Source organism: Salinivibrio sp. PR5 (assembly GCF_001996085.1).
GTDB classification, from domain to species: Bacteria; Pseudomonadota; Gammaproteobacteria; order Enterobacterales; family Vibrionaceae; genus Salinivibrio; species Salinivibrio proteolyticus.
Window position 1 is genome coordinate 1 of sequence record NZ_MUFK01000033.1, and the last position, 25,795, is coordinate 25,795.

Consider the following 25,795-nt stretch of genomic DNA (forward strand, 5'->3'; position numbering starts at 1 on the left):
TAATTGCATGATATAAATAACTATTTTTATGGCATAATCCCTGCTTAATTGGATAAAACCTTTATCAAATCGTGTATTACCGAGATGGAAAGCCAATCGTCGCCACTGGGATCAGTGGATCAACAAGTTACGCGTTATAAACAAGTATTGGATGTCATGCCTGCTGGTGTGATCTTGCTTGATTCAAACGGCCGAGTGGCAGAAGCCAATCCAGAGGCACGTCGCTTGTTGGGTGAACCACTCACGCAAGAACGTTGGTTTGACGTGATCCAACGCGCCTTCTCTCCGCGTGATGATGATGGGCATGAGGTGTCGTTAAAAGATGGTCGCCGTGTAAAGCTTGCTATATCGGCATCAGATTCTGGCCAATTGATCTTGATTACCGATATGACAGAGACGCGCTTGCTGCAATCACGGGTCAGTGAGCTACAGCGGCTATCATCCTTAGGGAGAATGGTGGCTTCCTTGGCACATCAGGTGCGAACACCGTTATCCAGCGCCATGTTATATGCGGCGAATTTAGGTGCGCCCAACCTGAATGAAGCCACCCGACAGCGTTTCCAGTTGAAGTTGCTCGATAGGCTGCACGATCTCGAGAAGCAAGTGAATGACATGCTGTTGTTTGCTAAAGGGGGCGATAACAAAGTGGTTGATCGGTTTACGGTTGAGCAGCTTTTTAATGAGTTTGAGCCTATGGTGGACGCGGTCGTTCAAGGGAAAAATGTTGATTTTGCCATCAATAGTGATGACGAAAGCGTGACCTTGCTGGGAAATGTGAATGCCTTAGCGAGCGCACTGAGTAACTTAGTGGTAAATGCTATTCAGGTTGCGGGAAAGGCGTGCCAAGTCGTGGTCGATGCGCGCACGCATGAGAACAGTCTCTTGTTATCGGTAGCCGATAATGGCCCGGGTATCGCGCCTGAGCTTCAGGCGAAAGTGCTAGAGCCCTTTTTTACCACCCGCCAGCAAGGGACGGGGTTAGGGCTTGCCGTTGTTCAAATGGTTTGCCATGCCCATAAAGGCACCTTGACGCTTCAGTCAGAGCCGGGTCAAGGCGCCTGTTTTACACTGTGCTTGCCGTTGGCAGACACCCCTGCTGCACAAAGCAGTGATAGCGTAGGAGAAACACAATGAGCCAAACAACTGTCCTGATCGTCGAAGATGACGAAGGTTTGCGTGAGGCCCTCGTCGATACGCTTGCCCTTGCCGGATATCACTGGATTGAGGCCGATAGTGCTGAGCAAGCCTTGCTGACCTTAAAATCAGAGGCGGTCGATATTGTCGTTTCCGATGTCCAAATGGCCGGAATGGACGGGCTCGCTCTGCTGCGAACCATCAAAAATAACACCCCGAATTTACCGGTGTTATTGATGACAGCCTACGCCAACATTGAAGATGCAGTGGCCGCGATGAAAGAAGGGGCGATTGACTATATGGCCAAGCCTTTCGCGCCTGAAGTGCTACTCAACATGGTCAGCCGTTATGCTCCGGTTAAAGCGGACAGCTCGGACGCCATTGTCGCGGATCCTAAAAGTGTTGCATTGATGGCGTTGGCCGACAAAGTGGCAGCGACCGATGCCAATGTAATGATCTTGGGGCCGTCAGGCTCGGGTAAAGAAGTGATGGCGCGATATATCCACGATCATTCTGCGCGCGTGGCGGCGCCTTTTGTGGCGATTAACTGCGCTGCCATTCCAGAAAACATGCTGGAAGCGACACTGTTTGGTTACGAGAAGGGTGCATTTACTGGCGCCGTACAAGCTTGCCCAGGGAAATTTGAGCAAGCTCAAGGTGGCACCATTTTGTTGGATGAAATTAGCGAAATGGATTTGGGTCTCCAAGCTAAGTTATTGCGGGTACTTCAAGAGCGTGAAGTTGAACGCTTAGGGGGCCGTAAAAGCATTCAACTGGATGTCCGTGTATTGGCTACCAGTAACCGCGATCTCAAAGAGTATGTGGGCGAAGGGCATTTCCGAGAAGATCTGTATTATCGGTTAAACGTCTTTCCTATTACCTGGCCAGCACTCACAGACAGGCCCGGCGATATTATCCCACTGGCGAGTCATTTGTTGTCACGCCACTGTCAAAAACAAGGCATGCCGTGTCCTACGTTAAGTCAAGATGCAGAGCAGAAGCTACTCCACTATCCATGGCCCGGCAACGTCCGTGAGCTCGACAACGTGATGCAGCGCGCTTTGATTCTAGCGAGCAATGCCGTTATTCAAGCGAGTGATATTTTGCTAGAAGGCCATGATTGGCATGATGCATCCGGCTTACAGCACCGAGTGATGGATAGCCAGCCGGTGGCACCATCGGTTGCAACGTCAGCGGCATCCTTTTCCGATCCAACGATAAACGGTAATGCTGGATTGGGGAATGAGCTGCGGGATCAAGAGTTTGCTATCATTCTAGACACTATTCGCGCCTGTGAAGGTCGCCGCAAAGAAGTGGCGGAGCGGTTAGGGATCAGTCCGCGAACATTGCGTTATAAATTAGCCAAAATGCGTGATGCTGGGATTGAAATTCCAAGCTAACTCCCTAGGATGTGAGGCCTTTGCCAACGTGGCCTCAAAGTTGCAAGTTAGCTGTCATGGCGGATAAATTCTGACCAAGTTGACAAAAAATTGACACAGTAAGGATCGACGATGAAAGCCAATGCCCTGACCCAAGAGATGCAAGCCATGGCGGTGGCCGCGAAAAACGTGTCGCAACCTGCGACGGGCCAACAAGTGAGCCAAGAATTTGGCGATATGCTGGCCAGCGCCATCAACCATGTTAACGGATTACAAAAAACATCGGGTGAACTTGCCACGCGCTTTGATGAAGGCGACCGCAGTGTCAGTTTGTCGGATGTGATGATCGCACGTAATAAGTCGAGTGTAGCATTCGATGCAACGGTTCAAACCCGCAACAAGCTGGTTGAAGCGTACAAAGAACTGATGAATATGCCAGTGTAATGTAGGAATTAACCAGTGGCTGAAGAGAATCAAAACACCGATCTGGCAGTCTCCGAAGGGGCGGCAGCATTGCCCTCCACAGAGCTTGGGCCAGAGATGGATCAAGACGTACAAGACCCGGATGCGTTAGAGCAGTCTGCCAAGTCTGACTCGCTATTCGGCGACTTGGACATGGTACGTCAAATGATCCTCGTGTTAGCGGTCGCTATCTGCGTCGCGTTGATTATGATGCTGTTTTTCTGGGTTCAAGAACCCGAAATGCGTCCACTGGGCTCGTATGAAACCGAGGAGCTAATTCCGGTGCTTGATCACCTCGATCAAGAAAAGATTAATTATCAGCTAGATGGCAATACGATTCGTGTCCCTGCGGATGAATACTCATCGATTCGTTTGGGACTGACCCGGGCGGGGTTAAACACCGCGACCGCTGAAGGCGATGATATTCTTCTTAATGACATGGGATTTGGCGTCTCACAACAACTGGAGCGCGAGCGCTTAAAATTGAGCCGCGAACGTCAACTTGCTGCCGCGATTGAAGAAGTCCGTCATGTCCGCAAAGCGCGCGTACTGCTGGCGATGCCAAAGCAAAGCGTGTTTGTGCGTCACAATCAAGAAGCCTCAGCAACTGTATTTCTCACGCTTGGCGGCGCGAATACACTCGGACAAGAAGAGGTGGACTCGATTGTCGATATGGTTGCCTCTGCCGTCCCATCCCTGAAACCGACCCGTGTAACGGTAACCGATCAGCATGGACGTTTGTTGAACTCGGGGAGTGAAGATCCTGCCACGGCAGCACGCCGCAAAGAATATGAGCTTGAGCGTAAGCAAGAGCGCCAGTTACGCGACAAAATCGATTCTATTCTCATCCCAGTATTGGGTTTGGGTAACTATACCTCGCAAGTCGATGTGTCGATGGACTTTAGTTCGCTAGAAGAAACTCAAAAGCAATTTAATCCCAATACGCCCGCCACGCGCAGTGAGTACACCCGTGAAGACTACAATAGTAGTGATATGGTCGCAGGGATCCCGGGAGCGTTAAGTAATCAGCCACCGGCGGATGCATCGATTCCTGAAGACGTTCAAGATTTGAAAAATGGTGGCGCAGGAGACACGGGCTCGGTCAGTCGTGAAGCCACGCGAAACTTTGAATTGGACACTACCATCCGCCACCGTCGTGCACAGTCTGGCATTATTGACCGCCAGACCGTCTCGGTCGCGGTCAACTTTAAGCAAAGTGTGGATCCGGAAACTGGTGATGTGGTGAAAACCCCACTGACCGATGATGAAATCGCAAAAATTCGTCGTTTGTTGATGGGTGGGGTCGGTTTCAGTGAAGCGCGTGGGGACGTGATTGAAGTCATCGCAGTGCCCTTTGTTGAGCCTGAACAAGATATGGCGATGGATGTGCCGATTTGGGAGCATCCAAACTTCAACGACTGGGTGCGCTGGATGGCTGCGGCATTGGTGATTATCGTGGTTATCTTAGTGCTTATCCGCCCAGCCATGAAAAAACTGTTGTACCCAGCGCTCGACGAGGATGGCAATACCGTCGGACCCAATGGCGAGATCTTGGGACCCGATGGCTTGCCCATCTCCCCTGACGGTGATGACATTGGCCTGATTGGTTCGGAGCTTGATGGCTCAAGTAACTTTGCGATGTCATCATCGGATGTGTCCTTGCCAAACTTACACAAAGATGAAGATTTGTTGAAAGCGGTGCGGGCATTGGTGGCGAACGAGCCAGACCTAGCCGCACAAGCTGTGAAGAACTGGGTAATGCAAGATGGCAAATGAAGTCGCGACAACCGGCGGTGAAGAGCAACCGGGTACCAGCTTTGATGTCAACTCATTGAGTGGTATTGAAAAGGCAGCAATTTTGTTGTTGAGCCTGAGTGAGCAAGATGCGGCGAGTATTATTCGCCACCTTGAGCCAAAGCAGGTGCAACGCGTCGGTGCGGCCATGACCTCAATGACTGACCTTAACTCCGATAAAGTGGCCGCTGTTCACCGCGCCTTTCTCGAGGAAATCCAAAAATACACCTCGATTGGGATGGGCAGTGAAGACTTTGTTCGTAATGCGTTGGTAGCCGCGCTGGGTGAAGACAAAGCCAACAACTTGGTCGATCAGATTTTGCTTGGCAGTGGCTCGAAAGGCTTGGATTCACTCAAGTGGATGGATCCGCGTCAAGTGGCGAGCATCATTATCAACGAGCACCCGCAGATACAGACCATTGTACTTTCGTATCTCGACCCCGAGCATTCCGCGGAGATCCTCTCACAGTTTGTTGAACGTGACCGGTTAGATCTGATGATGCGGATTGCCAACCTCGAAGAAGTTCAGCCTGCTGCATTGCACGAGTTGAATGAAATCATGGAGAAACAGTTCGCTGGCCAAGCGGGGGCGCAAGCTGCCAAAATTGGTGGCTTGAAGGCCGCAGCCGAGATCATGAACTACATGGACAACAGTATTGAAGGCGTGTTGATGGACTCGATTCGCGATCAAGACGAAGAGATGGCCTCGCAAATCCAAGATCTGATGTTCGTATTCGACAACCTTATCGATGTCGACGATCGCGGTATTCAAACTATGCTGCGTGACGTGCCGCAAGAAGTCTTGCAAAAAGCGCTTAAAGGTGCGGAAGATAATCTGCGTGAGAAAATCTACCGCAACATGTCTAAGCGTGCGGCAGAAATGCTGCAAGACGATATCGAAGCCATGGGACCGATCCGTGTTTCAGATGTAGAAGGGGCTCAGAAAGAGATCCTGTCTATCGCGCGCCGTCTCGCGGATGCGGGTGAAATCATGCTTACTGGTGGCGGCGGCGACGAGTTCGTTTAGGCCATTCACGTATCAGAGGTAAATCATGAGCCTAGATAAGCGTCGTGGCTACATTCGTGCTGACGAGGCACAGACTGAAACCATTGACCGTTGGGAATTGCCTCCTTACGGCGACAAGCAGTCTTTACCCAAAGAAACCGCACTCAACTATGATCCGAGTTGGGAGCCGGAGCCCGAACCGGAACCAGAAGAGTCGGAGCTGGCGCCTGAACCCTTAACCGCGGATGCACTCGAAGCGATTCGTCAACAAGGCTACGATGAGGGCTATGAAGAGGGCAAGCAGCTTGGTCATCGTGAGGGGTTAGAAGCGGGTCTTGAAGAGGGGCGCGAGAAAGGCCACGAAGAAGGTAAAAAAGCAGGCTTTGACGAAGGTGTCGCCGCTGGGCAAGCCCTGATCGAGGAGCGCTGCCAGCATCTAGATAGAATTTTAAATCAGCTCACGCACCCGCTCGAAAAGGTCAATGAAGATGTCGAGCAGCAGTTGCTATTGATGGTGCAAGCGTTGACTAAATCTCTGATTGGCGTCGAAGTGCAGACTAATCCGCACGTGATCTTACAAACCTTACGCGCCGCCATCGAGGCACTGCCGATTGCTGATCACCCCGTTACTGTCTCCCTACACCCAGATGATCACGCGCTAGTCAGTGAGGCGTACGGGCCAGATACCCTTGCCGCGCGCGATTGGACGTTACAATCCGAGCCAGCACTGTCTCGTGGCGATGTGTACGTAAAAGCGAAAGACTCGGTGGTGGATTACCGTCTTGCCGAGCGTGTGGACACCTTGTTACGAGAGTTTCATGGTAAAAACCAAGCGCGCCCGTCGGACGCTGCGCACCAACAAACGGATCCTGTGACAGAATCTGAGCAAACCATGCGTGACCACGCGCAACAGGAAGCGGACGCGCCGCAAGAGCATGCGTCGTCAGAGCTCGATTCTCAAGCTAGCTCACAGGATGAGCAAGCACCTTCGGCTGAGCAAAACGCATCAGTGGATCAGGACAAAGGTGAGTCATGAGTGCATTGGCAGAGCGACTCAAGCACTGGCAAGTTGACAATCTCGCCCCCAAACCCGTCGCATCGGGGAAATTGGTCCGTATGGTGGGATTGACACTTGAGGCCATTGGCTGTCGCGCGCCGATTGGCTCTGTCTGCTCGGTCGATACCCTTAATGGCACTATTGAGGCCGAAGTGGTTGGTTTCGCCGGTGAGCTACTTTATCTGATGCCCAATGAGCAAGTGTCTGGTGTGCTTCCTGGTGCACGTGTGACGCCGCTGGCAGAGCGAGGTCATTTGGCGGTGGGGATGGAATTACTCGGCCGAGTGATCGACGGTATGGGCAACCCTTTGGATGGAAAGGGCGATATCTATACTGATAAGCGTGCCAGCTTAGAAGGGACGCCAATCAACCCCTTGGCGCGCCAGCCGATTCGTGAACCTTTGGATGTCGGCATTAAGGCGATTAATGGCCTTTTAACCGTCGGCAAAGGGCAACGTATCGGCTTGTTTGCAGGCTCGGGGGTAGGTAAGTCTGTCACGCTTGGCATGATGACACGAGGCACGACCGCACAAGTGGTTGTGGTGGGGCTCATTGGCGAGCGTGGTCGCGAAGTCAAAGAGTTTATTGACGATATCCTCGGAGAGGAAGGACGCGCGCGTGCCGTGGTGGTTGCAGCTCCTGCCGATGCGTCACCACTGATGCGCCTCAAAGGGTGCCAAACTGCGTTGACCATTGCCGAATATTTTCGCGATCTAGGGCTCGATGTGCTCTTGTTAATGGACTCTTTGACTCGTTTTGCGCAAGCGCAGCGTGAAATCGCTTTATCGGTTGGTGAGCCACCGGCCACCAAAGGGTATCCGCCGTCGGTTTTTGCGCGTTTGCCTTCGTTGGTTGAACGTGCCGGTAATGGCGCGGTTGGGCAAGGCTCTATCACGGCGTTTTTCACTGTACTCACAGAAGGCGATGACTTACAAGATCCGATTGCAGATGCGGCCCGCGCCATTCTTGACGGGCATATCGTGTTATCGCGCGAATTGGCTGACAGTGGGCATTATCCTGCGATTGATGTTGAGCGTTCGGTCAGCCGTGTGATGCCAAACATCACCAGTGAAGAGCAAATTCTGATGTCTAAAGCGGTGCGGCAAGTGTTGTCCGTTTGCCGAAAAAATCAAGACTTGGTCTCAATCGGCGCGTACAAGCCAGGCTCAGATGCAGCGGTTGACCAAGCATTTAGTATTAAGCCGCGATTGGATGGGTATTTGCAGCAAGGCATGAAAGAAGTGGTCCCCTTTGATATGTGCGTCAACATGTTACGCTCAACCTTGCAGGGGTAATCGATGGCTGATCATGCACTGACACTGCTGTTGGATAAAGCCCAAGAGGATGAAAAGCAGGCGCAGCTTGCCGTTGTCGCGGCGCAGCAATCTTTGGATAATTACTATCGTCAGCTGGAGCAAATCGAGCAGTACCGCTTGGAGTATTGTCGGCAAATGAGTGACCGCGGCCAGCAAGGCTTATCGGCCAGTGCATTTGGCCACTTAAACAAATTCATTGTCCAGCTGGATGAAACCCTGGTAAAACAGCGAGATGCTGAACATCAGTTTAAAGAGCATCTCGATAACTGCCAACAAACCTGGCAGCAAGCGCGGCAGTATCGGCAATCGATAGAGTGGCTAATTGAAAAGCGTGAACGTGAGCAAGCGGAGCGAGAACGCTATCAAGAGCAGCGCCAAATGGATGAAATGGCAGCGATTATTGCTCGCCGTCGTCCTTCCCCCTTCTCTTAATCTTATAATGGCGCGATAATTGCTTTGTCATTACCACGACGAGCGAGTATTCGCCTCGCGAACAGGTGATTTACACGGTAATGATGAGAGACCTATGACGCAGTCTAACCTGACGCTTTCTAATTTATCTGCCAACATCGCGCCAACGCCAAGCGAGGGTCAGCCTTCAGCTGGACAAGCTAAGGCGTCGCCAGAAGCGGGCTTTCTAGCGACATTACGGCAAACGCTTCAACAAGATGGCGCGGAGGGCGAGTTGCCCATTGAGCTGATGGCGGATGGCAAAACCTTACTGGTTGATGGCCAAATGATCGATGCAGAGGCCATGCTGGCAGATGGCATGTTCAGTGAAGAAGAAATGGCCCAAATTGCCGATATGACCGCGATGGAGGAAGGGGAAGCACTGCTTGCACGCTTGAATCAAGCTGCCGCGACGCTGAATGGCAAAGATTTGCCTATCAAAGCGGGTAGTGAATTAATGGCCAATGCTGACAACATGACAGGCGCCGACAAAGAGGCGTTAAATGACAAAGCTTTAAACGACAAAGCGTTAGCATCATTGCAGAAACAGATGCACGAGCATGCCCAAGCGCAAAAGGTCTCGCGAGAAGCACTGTTAGAGACGTTGTCACGGCAGCTTCCTGATGATGTCGATCCAGAACAGGCGCTGGCGCAATTGTCGCCCGATCAGTTGGCAGCACTGGTAGCGCAAGTGAGAGCTAATCAACAGGCGCGCAGCGGGACCAGCCTCAGCAGTGACGAACAAGGGTCGGCATCTGCACAGCCAGACAAAGCGATGAAGCTCGCGTCGGCATCGATCCCTTGGGCCGAGGCCAAAGCCGGCGCGGATGAAACTGAAAAAAAGGGTAAAGAGTCGGTTGTGGCTAAAGATATCGCCGCAGCGTTGGCTGCGCGTTCGGCAGACAATCTGGACAAGCAGCGTCAAGCTAATCAAGCGACTTATCAATTGCATGCCGGTGATGGGGAGAGCAGCAGTAAGGTCTCTTCATCGTTGACCGCTCAATTAGGACAGGCGGGCGCGAATGCGCTAGCCAGTCAGCAGGCGCAAGCGGCAGGGTTGAGCAAAGCTGCGGTAAAAGCCATGACTGAGAAGGCGGCAAACGCGGATAAAGCAGCGGGAGTGGATGGTAGTGGGTCGACACGCTCCGATACACTGATGCAACAGTTAGCGGCTAGCTTAGGAACACCATCGGCGCAAGCACATACTGCGCGTCAAGATATGCAAGCGGCACAAAATGCTCAAGCCCCCTTACCCATGGGACAATCGCCTGCAGAAGCGGGCGCGGCACTCAGTGAGCGCGTTAATGTAATGCTGTCGAAAAATTTGAAACAGGTTGATATTCGCCTTGATCCACCTGAATTAGGCCGGATGCAAATTAAGCTGGGTATCAACAATGACCAAGCGACTGTGCACATTACCGTGGCCAACCATCAAGCACGCGATCTCGTCGAACAAGCGATGCCGCGTTTGCGTGAAATGTTACAGCAGCAAGGGCTACAATTAGCCCAAGGCTCGGTCCAACAGCAAGACAGTGGTGCCCAACAAATGGCATCGGGGCAGCAGCAACAAAGCGGCGCAGGCCAATCGAGTGGGGCTGCATCCGGGATGCCGGGGCTCGATGACGGTGTTGACGAGGTATTAACCAGCCAAACCATACAGGTTTCACATAGCGATAGAGCGGTTGACTATTACGCTTGATGTGGGTGTAAAGATGAGGAGCACGAATAACGATGGCCGATGATAACAATCCAGAAGCGCCTGAAGATGGAAAGAAAAAGCTGATCATCATTATCGCTGCAGCTGTGTTGCTGCTGTTAGTGGTCGGTGGTGCAGCGTTTTTCTTCTTATCTGGAGGAGATGACAGCCAAGACGATATTGTGCTTGAAGAGCAAGCAATGTCACTGCCAGCGATTTATGTCACCTTACCACGCCCGTTTGTGTTCAATGTGACGGGCGACGAGCAGCAACGTCTCGTTCAAGTTAAGGCTCAGCTGCTGGTGCGAGGCAATGAAATGGAAGCGCTTGCCAAAGAAAATTTGCCCTTGGTGGAGCACGCGCTGTTGAATACCTTTGGGGCGGCAACCGCTGAGCAATTGCGTACACCGCAAGGCCAACTCGAAGTGAGGCGGCAAGCGGCCGAGAATGTGCGTGCGGCCTTGATTAAAGTCACCGGTGAACCTGTGGTAGAACGGGTCCTGTTTACCGGTTTTGTGATGCAATAGGTGATGACGTGACCGACCTACTCAGCCAAGACGAAATTGATGCGCTCCTTCACGGTGTTGATGACGTCGAAGAGGATGATAACGAGCCCGAAGCCGGCGAAGGCGGTGCGGTAGGGTTTGATTTCTCTTCGCAAGACCGTATTGTGCGCGGTCGCATGCCGACGCTTGAACTTATCAATGAGCGCTTTGCGCGTCACATGCGCATTAGTTTGTTTAACATGCTGCGTAAAACCGCCGAAGTATCGATTAACGGCGTGCAGATGATGAAATTTGGCGAGTACCAAAACACGCTCTATGTCCCGACGAGCTTAAACATGGTGCGTTTCCGGCCATTAAAAGGGACCGGGCTTATCACCATGGAAGCACGATTAGTCTTCATCTTGGTGGAAAACTTCTTTGGTGGCGACGGGCGTTTTCATGCTCGGATTGAAGGGCGTGAATTTACTCCGACCGAGCGACGCGTGATCCAAATGCTGCTCAAGCTCGTGTTTGAAGATTATAAAGACGCGTGGGCGCCGGTGATGGAAGTGGCCTTTGAATACCTCGACTCAGAGGTAAACCCGGCGATGGCCAACATTGTTAGCCCTACAGAAGTGATTGTGGTGAGCTCGTTCCATATCGAGCTTGACGGCGGCGGTGGTGATTGCCACATGGTTATGCCGTACTCCATGCTAGAGCCGATTCGTGAGTTGCTAGATGCGGGTGTCCAAAGTGACAAAATGGACACGGATGTACGTTGGAGTAAAGCATTACGCGATGAAATCTTGGACGTTAATGTCGAGCTCAGCGCCAAGCTGTTAGATACCACGCTGTCATTACGCGATTTGATGGAGTTGCAAAAAGGGGACGTGATCCCTGTCGATATGCCAGACGCGTGTACAGTCTTTATTGAAGATTTGCCGACCTATCGTGCCAAAATGGGTCAGTCTAACGATAAGCTAGCACTCAAAATTGTTGAAAAATTGAAACGGCCAGATATGGCTAAATCAGATATTTCACTGCTTCACGACAAGCCGGAGTTGCTTGACGACTTAGAAGAAGATTTACCGATTGATGGTAAAGGTGGCAGTGATACCAGTAATCAAAACCAGTAAACAGGGGTGAGACGTCATGGATCAAAATGATGTAGATGATGATTGGGCTGCCGCCCTGGCCGAACAGTCAGAAGTGGAAGGCTCTGATGAAGTGCAAGCGGCACCATTAGAAGAGCTGACGGACGACAGTGAACAGAAAATTGGCCCAGAAGAGCAACGTAAGCTGGATGCCATTCTCGATATCCCTGTGACCATATCGATGGAAGTCGGGCGCACACAAATTAATATTCGTAATTTGCTGCAATTAAACCAAGGCTCTGTGGTCGAGCTAGATCGATTAGCAGGGGAATCGCTTGATGTGCTGGTGAATGGCACCTTAATTGCGCATGGCGAAGTGGTTGTGGTGAACGATAAGTTTGGTATTCGGTTGACGGATGTGATCAGCCAAACTGAGCGAATTAAGAAGTTACGATAAGGAAAATCATGCGTCGGCTTTTGGGAGGCTTGTTGTTTGCGCCGCTGCCTGTATGGGCCGCGGCGCCTGATATTAGTATCGCGACCATGTTGGTATCACTGACATTGGTGCTTGCGCTTATTTTTGCGCTGGCGTGGTTATTGAGACGATTAAAGTTGCCAGGCATGGCTGGGCAAGCCAATGGCATTCGTATCATCAGCCAACTGGCCGTTGGGCAAAAAGAGCGTATTTTAGTGGTCGATATCAATGGCGAGCAGCTCGTGATCGGCGTGACAGCCACCAATATTCGGTTGCTAAAAGCGCTGGATTCGCCCATGCCGACGTCGTCAAATGCGCCAGCACCGAATACGAGATTTGCTGAGCAACTCGGCCAACTGTTGAATCGAAAATGACTATCAAAACGTTACTTGCGGCTTGGCTTTTTGTGTGGGTGTCACTGTTTTCACCTGCCACGTTTGCCCAACAAGAAGCAACGCCAGCACAAGAAACCATTACCACCGAATCGATTGATGAGGCCGGTGAGGCGGTGCGACTGCAGACAAGTCGCAACACCGGAGGCGGGATCCCTGCTGTGACGATGCGCGTCAATCCTGATGGCAGTGAAGACTACTCGGTGACATTGCAGATCCTCGCTCTGATGACTGCGCTGGGCTTTTTGCCCGCCATCGTGATCTTGATGACGTCATTTACTCGAATTGTGGTGGTGATGGCGATTTTGCGGCAGGCCATGGGACTACAGCAAACGCCGTCAAACCAAGTCATCATCGGGATCGCTTTGTTCTTGACGCTGTTTATTATGTCTCCGGTGATCGATCGCATGAACACGGATGCCATTCAACCCTACATCAATGAACAAATAACGGCGCGAGACGCATTCGACCGCGTGCAAGTGCCGTTGCGCGAGTTTATGTTGAGACAGACACGCGTCAAAGATCTTGAGACCTTTGTGAATATGTCGGGTGCGCAAGTCAGTGAGCCAGAGCAAGTCCCGATGACGGTACTCATCCCTGCGTTTGTGACTTCAGAGTTGAAAACGGCTTTCCAAATTGGCTTTATGCTGTTTTTGCCGTTTTTGGTGATTGATTTGGTGGTGGCCTCTGTCTTGATGGCAATGGGTATGATGATGCTCTCGCCGATGATCGTCTCCTTGCCATTTAAGCTGATGTTATTTGTCTTGGTTGATGGGTGGAACCTCATTCTTTCTACCTTAGCGGGTAGTTTTGGCTAAAGGAGGCAATGATGGCCCCGGAAGCATTTGTTGAACTATTTCAAGATGCCTTGTATTTGGTGCTACTGCTGGTGTCGGCGATTGTGGTACCGGGTTTGTTGGTCGGCTTGATTGTGGCGATTTTCCAAGCGGCGACTTCAATCAACGAGCAAACACTGAGCTTTTTACCGCGTTTGATCGCCACCTTTGTGGCCCTGATGTTTTTCGGCCATTGGATGACGCGTATGTTGATGGAGTACTTCTACCGCTTGGTGGAAGAGATCCCGACCCTGCTTTACTAGGGCGATATCATGGAATATCCCGCCTCTGTTATCTTGTCGTGGATGGCCAATTATTTTTGGCCGTTCACTCGCATCTCCTCGATGATGATGGCGATGACGTTTTTTGGCGCACGCTTTGTGCCAGTGCGCATTCGCTTATATCTATCGCTGGCGATTACCTTTGCGGTGATGCCAGCACTCCCTGCGGTGCCAGAAGAGATTGAATTGGTGTCCTTTGCGGGATTTGTGGTGTTGGCTCAGCAAATCGTGATTGGCGTTGCCATGGGGATGGTCACGCAATTTATTACCCAAACCTTTGTGGTATTGGGACAAATCCTCGGTATGCAATCCAGTTTGGGTTTTGCCTCTATGGTGGACCCCGCCAATGGTCAAAACACTCCCTTACTCGGGCAATTCTATTTGTTCTTGGCAGTCATGCTCTTTCTTGCCACCGATGGGCATTTGCAGATGCTTAATTTAGTGGTTATGAGTTTTAAAACGCTCCCCATTGGCGAGATGATTGGTGCAGCCGATTACCGCAGCCTTGCGGATTGGTTCGGTATTATGTTCCAGGTCGCGTTAAGCATGTCATTGGCGGGCATTATCGCGCTCTTGATTGTTAACCTATCGTTCGGGGTCATGACACGCGCCGCTCCCCAACTGAACATTTTCTCTCTTGGCTTTGCATTTGCATTGTTGATGGGCTTGCTGATCAGTTGGTATTTACTGTTCGGTATTTTGACGCATTACGATAACCACTGGCAGACTGGGCTTAACCAAGTTTGCTCTTTGATTCGCATTAACTGTGAGCCTAACTGATGGCAGAGAGTGACGGCCAAGAAAGAACAGAAGACGCCACACCCCGAAGGCGGGAGCAGGCGCGGGAGAAAGGCCAAGTACCGCGCTCAAGAGAACTGGCGTCCGTCGCTGTCCTGATATTGGGGGCGGTGAGTTTGATGTGGTTTGGGCAATCGCTCGGGGAAGCGTTAATGGCGCTAATGACGCGGCTTTTTACGTTGTCGCGCGCAGAAGTCTTTGATACCTCTGAGTTAATGCTGGTCGTGGTTGGCGAACTATTACACCTTATCCTCCCGCTTGGACTGGTGCTGTTGCTGCTGTTTTTTTCCGGCCTCGCGGGGTCGGCAGGTCTTGGTGGGATCAGCTTCTCGTGGGAAGCGGCGCGCCCCAAGTTATCCAAAATGAGCCCCATCGCTGGGGTTAAACGGATGTTTGGCACCCAAGGCTTGGTTGAGTTATTAAAATCGATTCTTAAAGTCTTGCTGGTTGGGGGCGTGGCAAGTTACTTGGTGTATATCAACCTCCAAGAGTTCTTTGAACTGACAATTGAAACCTTCCCGCAAAACCTCTATCACGCGATGGATATTCTGCTTAACTTCGTGTTGTTGGTATGTTGCTCACTCTTAATTGTGGTTGCGATTGATGTGCCGTTTCAGATATGGCAGCACAATGAGCAGCTAAAAATGACCAAACAAGAAGTAAAAGACGAGTACAAAGAAACCGAAGGCCGCCCAGAAGTCAAAGGTCGAATTCGTATGCTGCAGCGTGAAATGGCGCAACGACGAATGATGGCAGAAGTGCCACAAGCCGATGTCGTGGTGACTAACCCCGAGCACTACTCGGTTGCACTTCGGTATAACAGTGACATGGATAGCGCCCCAGTGGTGGTCGCGAAAGGCTCTGACTTTACCGCACTGAAAATTCGTGAGATTGCCGCTGAGCATGATGTAGCGATTGTCCCTGCACCGCCTTTAGCGCGAGCGCTGTACTTTAGCACTGAGCTTGAACAACAAATTCCAGACGGTTTATTTACGGCGGTTGCACAGGTACTGGCGTATGTTTTCCAGCTCAAGCAGTACAAAAAAGGCCGGGGCCGTCGGCCGACGCGCCCAGAAGATGCTTATTTGCCGATTCCGCCAGATTTGCGCCACGACTAGTACTCCCTTGTCCTTTGGGTTGCGTGTTTTTGTCTGAGAAGTGACAAAATGCTGACACTTTAGAGGTTGTTTGTTGGCGCAAATATTGCTTTCTCCACTTCCTCTTATGTTTGACGAGCGCGTCGCTTTTTCCGCCGTTCACCTATCATGGATTTGAGCTTGTAACATGCTAAAAGCCAAGTGGCAGCTGCCATTCTCAGACAAAGTTCCTTACCACCGCTTGCGTGCGATGCCCGCGGTTGGGGCTCCAATTTTAGTGTTAGCCACCCTCGCGATGGTGGTATTGCCCGTTCCGCCCATGCTGTTGGACTTGATGTTCTCGTTCAACATTGCCTTGTCGCTGGTGGTTTTGCTCGTCACCATTTATACCCGTCGTCCACTAGATTTTGCCGTGTTTCCCACGGTGCTGTTGATAGCAACTTTATTACGCTTGGCGTTGAACGTTGCGTCGACTCGGGTGGTGTTGCTCTATGGCCATGAAGGGCCGGATGCCGCGGGTCAGGTGATCGGCGCGTTTGGTTCGGTGGTGATCGGGGGCAACTATGCCGTCGGTCTGGTGGTGTTTCTTATCCTGATGATCATCAACTTTATGGTGGTAACCAAAGGTGCCGGACGGATTTCGGAAGTAAGTGCACGCTTTACCTTGGATGCCTTGCCCGGTAAGCAAATGGCCATTGATGCCGACTTAAATGCCGGGCTTATCGATCAAGAACAAGCGCGGACGCGTCGTCAAGAAGTGACCAAAGAAGCAGACTTCTACGGCTCTATGGATGGTGCGTCTAAGTTCGTTAAAGGGGATGCGATCGCGGGTATCCTGATCCTGTTGATTAACATCGTCGGTGGCCTGTCCATCGGGATGGGGCAGCACGATCTCCCGTTCTCTGATGCGATTGAAGTTTATACCTTGCTGACCATTGGTGACGGCTTGGTGGCGCAAATCCCGTCACTCTTGCTGTCAATTGGTGCCGCCATTATGGTGACGCGTCAAAATACTGATGAAGACATGGGGCAGCAAGTTGTCTTCCAATTGTTTGATAACCCGCGCGCGCTGATGATTGCTACTGGTATTCTTACCGTGATGGGTATTGTGCCGGGTATGCCTCACATCCCATTCCTGCTGTTAGCGATTATTTGTGGTGGCTTGGCCTATTGGAAATACCAGCAGTATCACAAAGCACAACAAAAAGCAGATGAGCCTGAGCAGCCAGAGACGGCGCCTATAACACCGAAAGAGTTGTCGTGGGATGATGTGCAACCTGTGGATGTGATTGGTCTAGAAGTGGGTTATCGCCTAATCCCCATGGTGGATAGAGATCAAGGCGGTGAACTGCTTGACCGCGTCAAAGGCGTGCGTAAAAAACTTTCTCAAGACTTTGGCTTCCTCATTCCGCCTGTTCATATTCGCGATAATCTGGAGTTACCGCCACATAACTACCGGATAACCTTGATGGGCGTCGCGGTGGGCGAAGCGGAAGTCCGTCCAGAGCATGAACTTGCTATTAATCCAGGACAAGTGTTTGGACCGATTGAAGGCGAGCCGACGCAAGACCCTGCATTTGGACTCGAAGCGGTTTGGATTGAGCCGAGCCAACGCGAGCACGCTCAGGCGTTAGGATATACGGTGGTCGACTCTGCCACCGTATTGGCGACCCATCTGAGTCAAATGCTGACCAATAACGCCGAGCGTTTATTGGGTCACGAAGAGGCGCAAAACCTTGTCGATATGCTGGGTAAACAAGTACCGCGTTTGGTGGAAGGGCTGATCCCTGACCAAATCCCACTAAGTGTATTGGTGAAGGTATTGCAAAACTTGCTCAGTGAGGCGATTCCTATTCGAGATATCCGTACTATCGTGCAGACCATGGCCGAGTACGCTGGAAAGAGTCAAGATCCCGACATTCTCACCGCAGCGGTTCGGATTGCACTGCGTCGACTGATCGTGCAGGAAATCAATGGTATTGCACCAGAACTGCCAGTCATTACGTTAGTGCCTGAGCTGGAACAGATGTTGCATAAAACCATGCAGGCCTCTGGTGGTGAGTCGACAGGCATTGAGCCTGGGTTAGCAGAACGCCTGCAATCATCATTAGCCGAGGCAACGCAGCAGCAAGAGCTGCAAGGTGAGCCCGCCGTGTTGCTAACGTCGGGCGTGCTTCGAGCGACCTTAGCGAAATTTGTGAAGAACACCATTCCGACGCTACGAGTCTTGKCATATCAAGAAGTGCCGGATGAGAAACAAATTCGTATCGTCAATGCGGTCGGTAATAATTAATACCGTTTTTTGAGTAGGGCAGAGCTTTGAAAATCAAACGTTTTTTTGCTAAAGACATGCGTACTGCACTTGGCCAAGTCAAAGAAGAGCTGGGTGCGGATGCGGTGATCATGTCTAACAAAAAAGTGACTGGTGGTGTGGAAATTGTTGCTGCCGTCGATGCCGATACAGATCCTGTTCCTGCCAAGCCGCAGCCACAGGCTCATGCACAAGAGCAGGCGGCGCAGGCATACTCAAATGCACACCGCCAGCTCGCGGATGACAAGGTCCAATTGCGCCAACGTCAACAAGCGGCGCCGCGCAATCATCGACCGCCTCGTTTTTCGGCCATGCTCGATGAATATCGAGATAAATCAGGTCCAGCAGACCGTGCGCCTCAAAACGAAGCCGACTCCCTGTCTGCGTTGTTGCAACGACAACAAAAACAGTCATCTCGCCCCGACCCTCAACGTCATTCGAATGCGAGAGAACCTGAGCGGCCTTCGGCGCTTGGGCGAGGTTATGAACCTCGTCGGGAGTTGAAGAGCAATGGTCGTGGCAGTTGGCAAGATGCTGGGCGCCAGCATCAACAGCCGGATAGCAAGCCTAAACTGGATCCTTCCCGGTTCGAAGCGCGTCCATCGCAATCGTCCAATGAAGAGATTGAAGCGATGCGCCAAGAAATGGCTTCCATTCGTAGCTTGCTCGAGCATCAGCTCTCAGGCTTGATGTGGCAAGAGGTTGAACGTAGAGAACCGCTGCGTGCCATGCTGATTAAACGCTTGGAGCGCATGGGATTATCGTCTGACTTATCGGATCAGCTCGCGTGTTATATCCCAGAAGACACGCCCCCCACTGAAGCGTGGCAGGCGCTGCTTGATTTAGTCGCTGACCAAATCATCACCGTGGATGAAAACATGCTTGAAACAGGCGGTGTGATTGCGCTTTTAGGCCCCACCGGAGTGGGAAAAACCACCACGATCGCTAAGCTTGCTGCCCGAGCAGCTATGGACTTTGGCCCAGAAGAAATCGCATTAGTCACCACAGATACGTTTCGTATCGGGGCGCATGAACAACTTGCGACTTATGGGCGTATTCTTGGCTGTCCGGTCAAGGTGGCTAAAGATGCCGATGAACTGGCCGACATCCTTTATCAACTGCGTCATAGACGTTTGATATTGCTTGATACTGCCGGTATGGGTCAGCGCGATCTGCGCCTTTCAGAGCAGCTCGATACATTAATGCAAAACAGTGGTTCGCATATTCGCAGCTTGCTGGTTTTGCCTGCGACGTCCCAACGTCGCGTATTACAAGAAACCATTGAACATTTTCGTCGTATTCCGTTGTCCGGCTGTGTGCTGACAAAGCTGGACGAATCTCTAAGCCTCGGTGAGCTGTTGTGTGTCACCATCGAAAATGCCCTGCCTGTTGCTTACTTAGCTGACGGGCAACGTGTGCCGGAAGATATCCGCCAAGCGACAGGACACTTCTTAGTGTCAAAAGCCAGCGAAATGCTGGAATCAGGCGCGGATCAGCACAATCACTTCTGGAGCAGTGATGTCCCAGAGTCGAATGGGGCGGACTTTTATGATTGAGACAACCATGCAAGATCAAGCAAGCGGCCTTCGCCGTCTAACCAACCCCTCACGAACTAAAGTCATTACAGTGACTGGCGGTAAAGGTGGTGTGGGGAAAACAAATGTCACCCTAGGAATGGCGGCCTCTATGGCGCGCCAAGGCAAAAAAGTCATGGTGCTTGATGCCGACCTTGGCTTGGCGAATGTCGATGTGTTGCTCGGATTGCGAGCAGGCAAGAACTTGTCTCACGTGCTTCAAGGTGTTTGTGACCTGAAAGACATCATCATTGAAGGGCCGCACGGTATGAAAATTGTACCAGCATCGTCTGGAATGCAAGGCATGACCGAACTCACGCCCGCGCAACATGCTGGTTTGATTCGTGCTTTTGGTACACTCGAAGAAGAGGTTGATGTACTCTTAGTAGATACCGCTGCGGGGATCTCTGATATGGTACTGAGCTTTTCGCGCGCAGCGCAGGATGTGGTGGTCGTGGTATGCGATGAGCCTACGTCAATTACTGATGCCTATGCTCTGATCAAGATTTTAAGCCGTGAACATGGCGTGAATCGCTTTAAAATCGTTGCAAATATGGTCAGAAGCTACCGTGAAGGGCGAGATTTGTTCACAAAATTAACGCGAGTCACTGAAAGGTTTCTAAATGCTAATCTAGAATTAGTGGCATGTGTTCCTGTGGATGAAAGAGTGAGGCAAGCAGTGAGAAAACAGAAAGTTGTTATCGACGCATTTCCTCGCTCGCCAGCGTCGCTGGCTTTAAACGCTCTGGCGAATAAGGCACTGACGTGGCCAGTACCGCGTAACCCTGGTGGTCATCTGGAGTTTTTTGTTGAGCGCTTGCTGATCAAAAATGATGACGCAGGAGAGTTGATTCGTGAATAAAGCGCTCACCTATAGTCGCACGGGTGATAATGGCCAAGGGGTACTCGAACGATACTCAAGCTTGGTCAAACGGATAGCGCACCACTTAATGGGGCGCTTGCCGCCGAGTGTACAAGTCGAAGATTTAATTCAAGCAGGCATGATAGGTTTGCTTGAAGCGCAGCAAAATTATGATCCGAGTAAGGGCGCAAGTTTTGAAACCTATGCCGGTATTCGGATTCGCGGTGCTATGCTGGATGATATGCGCCGCGGTGACTGGGTGCCACGCTCGGTCCACAAAGCAAGCAGGACAATCAGTGATGCGATTGCCTCACTGGAAAAGGAATTAGGCCGTGATCCCACGGATGTAGAAGTGGCACAACGGCTTGATATGAGCCTAGATCAGTATCATCAGGCACTGAATGACGTTAACTGTAGCCGATTAATCGGCATGGACGACTTAGGTGTCTCCGAAGATGCATTTACAACCGACAGTCATCGCAACGACAATCTTCCCTTTCAGGATGTTGCGGAAGATAATTTCAAAGCGGCATTGGCCGCGGCGATAAAAAGTCTTCCCGAAAGAGAAGCACTGGTGCTATCTCTTTATTATGATGAGGAATTAAACCTCAAAGAGATAGGGGCAGTGATAGGGGTGAGTGAATCCCGGGTCTGTCAGATTCAGAGTCAGGCCACGCAACGATTGAGAGCCAAGCTTTCCGCTTGGCATAGTGAGTAAGTAACAGTTTCGACAATAAAACGAGACCTCACCGGAGGCAACCTTGGATAAAAACATGAAAATTCTCGTTGTTGATGATTTTTCAACAATGCGCCGTATCGTAAAGAATCTTCTTCGTGACTTAGGTTTCAACAATACCGTTGAAGCGGATGACGGCTTAACAGCGCTGCCAATCCTCAAAAAGGGCGGTATTGATTTTGTCGTGACCGATTGGAATATGCCTGGAATGCAGGGGATCGATTTGCTTAAAGAGATCCGAAAGGACGACTCGCTGAAGCATCTCCCTGTATTGATGATCACTGCCGAAGCGAAGCGTGAGCAGATTGTTGAAGCTGCGCAAGCGGGCGTGAATGGTTATATCGTAAAACCTTTTACTGCTGCCACACTAAAAGAGAAGCTCGATAAGATTTTCGAGCGCATGTAATTAGCAAGCGCACAGTAAAAGGTAATCGTCATGATCAATCTGGACCAAGCGAAACAATTGGTCGCGTATCTTGAAAGTGGAGAGCAAGATAACGCTAATGCGCTTCTCGCTGATATCGCGAAAGAGGCGCGAGACCCGCTTTTTAAGGAAGTGGGCAAACTCACCCGCCAATTACACGACTCTATCTCCAACTTTCGCTTGGATCCCAGAATTGGTGATTTGGCGACTGTCGATATTCCTGACGCTCGCGATCGCCTCACCTATGTGATGGAGAAAACTGAGCTTGCGGCCAACCGCACCATGGATGCGGTTGAACGTACCATGCCTATTGCCTGTGAGCTGCAAGATAATTTGCAAGCGGTTAGGCCGAATTGGAACAGCTTGATGCGGGGGGAAATCGCCCTGGATGAGTTTAAAAGCCTTTGCCACAACATCGACGAGTTGTTGACTCAGGTGGAAGGCGGAGCGACAGAGCTTCACGGTCATTTGACCGATATTTTGATGGCTCAAGATTTCCAAGATCTCACCGGCCAAGTGATTCGACGTGTTATCGAACTTGTGCAAGAAGTCGAACAACAACTCGTCGAAATTCTGACGGCATTCGGTATGGAAAGTGACGAGACGGCGGGAGAAGCGCAGTCTCAACAAGAAGATGCCGTTGCGCCGGAAGGACCGATTATTCATCCTGAAGAGCGTGATGACGTGGTCCACAGCCAGGATGATGTCGATGACTTATTATCGAGTTTGGGTTTTTAGAGGTGCGCTATGAGCTTTGAAATGGATGAAGAAATCCTTCAGGACTTTTTGATTGAAGCGGGAGAAATCCTCGAACAGCTGTCTGAACAGCTGGTCGATTTGGAGCGTGCCCCTGATGATTCAGACTTGCTGAATGCCATCTTCCGTGGCTTCCACACCGTAAAAGGTGGGGCGGGCTTTTTGGGTCTTAATGCACTGGTTGACACGTGTCACGGTGCGGAAAATGTCTTTGATACGCTGCGTAACCATGGCCGTGAGTTGACCTCAGACGTCATGGACACCATTTTGCAAGCGTTGGATACCATTAACGATCAGTTTTCAGCGGTTCAAAGTAGTGAAGAGCCGACGGCGGCCTCGCCTGAGTTGCTAGAAGCGCTACATCGCTATGCGAAACCTGCCAGTGCAGACGAGCAAGCGGCTGAGCCTGAACCTGAGCCAGAACCCGAACCAACGCCTGAGCCAGAACCTGAGCCAGAACCTGAGCCTACCCCAGAACCGGAAGCTTCAGCATCGGGTGATGGTGCGATCAGTGGCGATTCAGTCGATGAGATTACTCAAGATGAATTTGATCGCTTACTCGACCAACTGCATGGCGAAGGGAAAGCGCCAACAGCAGGCGGTGACGATAGCCAAGATAAGCCGGATGTAGTTGCAGACACCGAAGCTGACAGCGGTGATATCACCGATGACGAATTCGAGAAACTGCTAGACGATTTACACGGCGCGGGTAAAGGCCCCGCGGCAAATAGCAACGACACACCGGAGCAGAGCGCGCCTGAAAAAGCGCCTGCCAGTGGCGGTGGTGATGAATTCATCGATGATGATGAGTTCGAAAAATTGCTTGATGATTTACACGGGAAAGGCAAAGGACCGGCCGCGGGCGATACGCCGCCAGCAGCGGCAAAAGCAGAAGCGCCTAAACCTGAGCCGAAGCCAGAACCGAAGCCAGAACCGAAGCCAGAACCCAAAAAAGCGGAACCCGCTAAACCCAGTACGCCTGCTAAGGCGGGGGCTGGCAATAAAGCGCCGGCTGCGACAGAAAAAGCACCGGAGAAAAAACCACCTGCCGCCCCACAGCAGGAGCAAACCGTTCGCGTTAATACCTCAACCCTCGATGCCATCATGAATATGGTGGGGGAATTGGTCTTGGTACGTAACCGCTTAGTGAGCTTGGGGCAAAGTAGCAACAACGAGAGCATGTCCAAAGCGGTCACTAACCTTGATGTGGTCACCGCCGATCTTCAAGGCGCGGTCATGAAAACGCGCATGCAGCCAATCAAAAAAGTATTTGGTCGTTTTCCACGCGTGGTACGTGATTTAGCGCGCAGCTTGAAGAAAGAAATCGTCCTTGAGATGAAGGGCGAAGAAACCGACTTGGATAAAAACTTGGTCGAGGCATTGGCCGATCCCATGGTCCACTTGGTGCGTAACTCGGTTGACCACGGCATTGAAATGCCAGACGTGCGTGAAAAGGCGGGCAAGCCACGAGTGGGTACCATCACCTTAAAAGCGTCGCAAGAAGGTGACCACATTCTGCTGACTATCGAAGACGATGGTGGCGGTATGGATGCTGAAAAACTGAAAGGCATCGCTGTCGAACGTGGTGTCCTAGATGCGGATGCTGCGGCACGACTGACTAACAGTGAAGCGTATAACCTGATTTTCGCCCCCGGTTTCTCGACCAAAACCGAGATCTCAGATATCTCTGGACGTGGTGTTGGTATGGACGTGGTGAAAACGGGGATCACCAAGCTCAACGGTTCGATTAACATCGACTCTGAGTTGGGACGCGGTACCATTATTGAAATCAAGGTTCCGCTTACGTTGGCAATCCTGCCCACGCTGATGGTGGGCGTCGGTGATAATCCGTTTGCGTTCCCACTGTCGAACGTCAGTGAAATTATCAGCTTAGATATGTCCAAAACCAATACGGTAGATGGGCAGCTTACCTTGATTGTTCGAGATAAAGCCATCCCTATCTTCTTCTTACAAGATTGGTTGTGTAAAGGTCAGTCTGATATCGATAAAACCAAGGGCCATGTGGTGATTGTGCAAATTGCCCATCAACGCATTGCGTTTGTGGTGGACACCTTGTTCGGTCAAGAAGAAGTGGTCATTAAGCCGCTAGATGAACTTCTACAAGGGACTCCCGGTATGGCTGGGGCAACCATCACCAGTGATGGACACATTGCTCTTATCCTCGATGTGCCCAACCTGCTAAAACATTACGCGGGTTAATTTGAGAAAAGGAAGCGCATGGCAGTGAAAGTTCTGGTGGTGGATGATTCAAGTTTCTTCCGCCGCCGCGTCAGCGAGATTATTAACGGCGACCCTAGGCTGGAAGTGATTGATACCGCGGTGAATGGCAAAGAAGCGGTAGAGAAGGTTGCTCAGCTCAAGCCTGATGTCGTGACCATGGATATTGAGATGCCTGTTCTGGATGGCATCTCAGCGGTACGCCAGATCATGGCACAGACGCCGACGCCGATCTTAATGTTTTCGTCTCTGACTCATGAAGGCGCAAAAGCGACCCTTGATGCGCTTGAAGCAGGGGCTTTGGACTTCTTACCCAAGAAATTTGAGGATATTGCGCGCAATCGTGATGAAGCGACCAGCTTGCTTCAACAGCGTGTCCTCGAAATTGCGCGCAAGCGCTCTTTCTTGCGTCGTCCTAGTAAACCAGCACCGAGTGCGACAACAGGACAAACGGCCTCACCTGCGGGCGGCGCACGTGCGCCCGTCCGTCCTGCGGCGCCAAGCCCCGCCCCTGCGGCAAAGTCAAAGGCGCCTGCGCGATTTACCTCAAGCGGTAAGCGTTATCAGCTCATGGCGATCGGCACATCGACGGGTGGGCCCGTCGCACTGCAAAAAGTGTTGACCAAGCTTCCCGCCAACTTCCCATTACCGATTGTGCTGATTCAACATATGCCCGCAACATTTACGGCAGCGTTTGCACAGCGTTTGAATGGGTTGAGTCAGATTACAGTTACCGAAGCCAAAGACGGTGATGCATTAAAACCGGGCCATGCTTACTTAGCGCCGGGTGGCATGCAGATGATGATAGATGGCCGGCCGGGCGCAGCGCGCTTGAAAATTTTAGATGGCGGTGAGCGCATGAACTATAAGCCCTGTGTCGATGTGACCTTTGGCTCGGCGGCCAAAGTTTATGGTGACAAGGTCCTTTCTATGGTGTTGACCGGCATGGGGGCGGATGGCCGAGAAGGCGCACGAATGCTGAAGAGCGCAGGCTCCACCATTTGGGCACAAGACGAAGAAAGCTGTGTCGTTTACGGTATGCCTCAAGCGGTGGCTAAAGCGGGTATTTCATCGGAGGATTTACCGCTCGATCGTATCGCAGAGCGTATTCTGGTTGAGCTGAATTTAAAATAAGGAGTGGG

At 51.4% G+C, this 25,795-nt stretch carries 25 protein-coding genes; all 25 read left to right on the top strand.

The window, feature by feature from the left end; all coding sequences use genetic code 11:
* Positions 1–84 precede the first annotated feature (84 nt).
* Positions 85–1,134 (top strand): sensor histidine kinase, encoded by a 1,050-nt coding sequence (locus BZG82_RS11760; RefSeq protein ID WP_077479286.1) that lies wholly within the window; start codon positions 85–87, stop codon positions 1,132–1,134.
* Positions 1,131–2,534, top strand: coding sequence for a sigma-54-dependent transcriptional regulator (locus tag BZG82_RS11765; protein ID WP_077765908.1), 1,404 nt, complete (start codon positions 1,131–1,133; stop codon positions 2,532–2,534). Before BZG82_RS11760 ends, BZG82_RS11765 begins: the two co-directional genes overlap by 4 nt.
* 111 nt (positions 2,535–2,645) lie before the next feature.
* Complete coding sequence (gene fliE / locus BZG82_RS11770; protein WP_069587134.1) at positions 2,646–2,957, top strand: flagellar hook-basal body complex protein FliE; 312 nt, start codon at positions 2,646–2,648, stop codon at positions 2,955–2,957.
* A gap of 15 nt (positions 2,958–2,972) precedes the next feature.
* On the top strand, positions 2,973–4,751 hold the full coding sequence (fliF, locus tag BZG82_RS11775; RefSeq protein ID WP_069587135.1) for a flagellar basal-body MS-ring/collar protein FliF: 1,779 nt from the start codon (positions 2,973–2,975) through the stop codon (positions 4,749–4,751).
* On the top strand, positions 4,741–5,796 hold the full coding sequence (fliG, locus tag BZG82_RS11780; RefSeq protein ID WP_069587136.1) for a flagellar motor switch protein FliG: 1,056 nt from the start codon (positions 4,741–4,743) through the stop codon (positions 5,794–5,796). The genes fliF and fliG overlap by 11 nt, the downstream gene beginning before the upstream one ends.
* Positions 5,797–5,821: 25 nt before the next feature.
* A complete protein-coding gene (gene fliH, locus BZG82_RS11785; protein ID WP_077765909.1) occupies positions 5,822–6,811 on the top strand; it encodes a flagellar assembly protein FliH in 990 nt (329 codons plus the stop codon).
* A complete protein-coding gene (gene fliI, locus BZG82_RS11790) occupies positions 6,808–8,127 on the top strand; it encodes a flagellar protein export ATPase FliI (RefSeq protein ID WP_077479278.1) in 1,320 nt (439 codons plus the stop codon). Before fliH ends, fliI begins: the two co-directional genes overlap by 4 nt.
* Before the next feature lie 3 nt (positions 8,128–8,130).
* Positions 8,131–8,580 carry a flagellar export protein FliJ gene (fliJ, locus tag BZG82_RS11795; protein WP_077765910.1) on the top strand — a complete coding sequence of 150 codons (450 nt, stop codon included), beginning with the start codon at positions 8,131–8,133 and terminating at the stop codon, positions 8,578–8,580.
* 94 nt (positions 8,581–8,674) lie between these two features.
* Positions 8,675–10,297: a flagellar hook-length control protein FliK gene (locus BZG82_RS11800; RefSeq protein WP_077765911.1), complete on the top strand. Its 1,623-nt coding sequence runs from the start codon at positions 8,675–8,677 to the stop codon at positions 10,295–10,297.
* A gap of 32 nt (positions 10,298–10,329) precedes the next feature.
* On the top strand, positions 10,330–10,821 hold the full coding sequence (gene fliL, locus BZG82_RS11805; protein ID WP_077765912.1) for a flagellar basal body-associated protein FliL: 492 nt from the start codon (positions 10,330–10,332) through the stop codon (positions 10,819–10,821).
* An 8-nt stretch (positions 10,822–10,829) separates the two neighbouring features.
* Positions 10,830–11,915, top strand: a complete 1,086-nt coding sequence (fliM, locus tag BZG82_RS11810) for a flagellar motor switch protein FliM (protein WP_077677926.1) — start codon at positions 10,830–10,832, stop codon at positions 11,913–11,915.
* Between the two features lie 16 nt (positions 11,916–11,931).
* The gene (gene fliN, locus BZG82_RS11815) at positions 11,932–12,330 is read left to right on the top strand and encodes a flagellar motor switch protein FliN (RefSeq protein ID WP_069587145.1); all 399 of its coding nucleotides are present in this window, start codon (positions 11,932–11,934) and stop codon (positions 12,328–12,330) included.
* An 8-nt stretch (positions 12,331–12,338) separates the two neighbouring features.
* Positions 12,339–12,722, top strand: a complete 384-nt coding sequence (gene fliO / locus BZG82_RS11820) for a flagellar biosynthetic protein FliO (protein WP_077765913.1) — start codon at positions 12,339–12,341, stop codon at positions 12,720–12,722.
* Positions 12,719–13,558 carry a flagellar type III secretion system pore protein FliP gene (gene fliP, locus BZG82_RS11825; RefSeq protein ID WP_077455505.1) on the top strand — a complete coding sequence of 280 codons (840 nt, stop codon included), beginning with the start codon at positions 12,719–12,721 and terminating at the stop codon, positions 13,556–13,558. Before fliO ends, fliP begins: the two co-directional genes overlap by 4 nt.
* 11 nt (positions 13,559–13,569) lie before the next feature.
* Positions 13,570–13,839, top strand: coding sequence for a flagellar biosynthesis protein FliQ (fliQ, locus tag BZG82_RS11830; RefSeq protein WP_069587148.1), 270 nt, complete (start codon positions 13,570–13,572; stop codon positions 13,837–13,839).
* Between the two features lie 9 nt (positions 13,840–13,848).
* The gene (gene fliR, locus BZG82_RS11835) at positions 13,849–14,637 is read left to right on the top strand and encodes a flagellar biosynthetic protein FliR (protein ID WP_077455504.1); all 789 of its coding nucleotides are present in this window, start codon (positions 13,849–13,851) and stop codon (positions 14,635–14,637) included.
* The gene (gene flhB, locus BZG82_RS11840; protein ID WP_077479272.1) at positions 14,637–15,773 is read left to right on the top strand and encodes a flagellar biosynthesis protein FlhB; all 1,137 of its coding nucleotides are present in this window, start codon (positions 14,637–14,639) and stop codon (positions 15,771–15,773) included. The genes fliR and flhB overlap by 1 nt, the downstream gene beginning before the upstream one ends.
* A gap of 166 nt (positions 15,774–15,939) precedes the next feature.
* On the top strand, positions 15,940–18,045 hold the full coding sequence (gene flhA, locus BZG82_RS11845; protein ID WP_077765914.1) for a flagellar biosynthesis protein FlhA: 2,106 nt from the start codon (positions 15,940–15,942) through the stop codon (positions 18,043–18,045).
* Positions 18,046–18,071: 26 nt separating this feature from the next.
* Entirely contained in the window at positions 18,072–19,619 is a 1,548-nt protein-coding gene (gene flhF, locus BZG82_RS11850; protein WP_077765915.1) for a flagellar biosynthesis protein FlhF, read from the top strand.
* Complete coding sequence (locus BZG82_RS11855; protein WP_069587159.1) at positions 19,612–20,499, top strand: MinD/ParA family protein; 888 nt, start codon at positions 19,612–19,614, stop codon at positions 20,497–20,499. Before flhF ends, BZG82_RS11855 begins: the two co-directional genes overlap by 8 nt.
* On the top strand, positions 20,492–21,217 hold the full coding sequence (locus BZG82_RS11860; protein WP_077765916.1) for an RNA polymerase sigma factor FliA: 726 nt from the start codon (positions 20,492–20,494) through the stop codon (positions 21,215–21,217). Before BZG82_RS11855 ends, BZG82_RS11860 begins: the two co-directional genes overlap by 8 nt.
* Before the next feature lie 55 nt (positions 21,218–21,272).
* Positions 21,273–21,641, top strand: a complete 369-nt coding sequence (gene cheY, locus BZG82_RS11865) for a chemotaxis response regulator CheY (RefSeq protein ID WP_069587163.1) — start codon at positions 21,273–21,275, stop codon at positions 21,639–21,641.
* A 30-nt stretch (positions 21,642–21,671) separates the two neighbouring features.
* Entirely contained in the window at positions 21,672–22,397 is a 726-nt protein-coding gene (locus BZG82_RS11870; protein ID WP_077765917.1) for a protein phosphatase CheZ, read from the top strand.
* Positions 22,398–22,406: 9 nt separating this feature from the next.
* Positions 22,407–24,635 (top strand): chemotaxis protein CheA, encoded by a 2,229-nt coding sequence (locus BZG82_RS11875; RefSeq protein WP_077677925.1) that lies wholly within the window; start codon positions 22,407–22,409, stop codon positions 24,633–24,635.
* An 18-nt stretch (positions 24,636–24,653) separates the two neighbouring features.
* A complete protein-coding gene (locus BZG82_RS11880) occupies positions 24,654–25,787 on the top strand; it encodes a protein-glutamate methylesterase/protein-glutamine glutaminase (RefSeq protein WP_077479266.1) in 1,134 nt (377 codons plus the stop codon).
* The last annotated feature ends 8 nt before the right edge of the window (positions 25,788–25,795 follow it).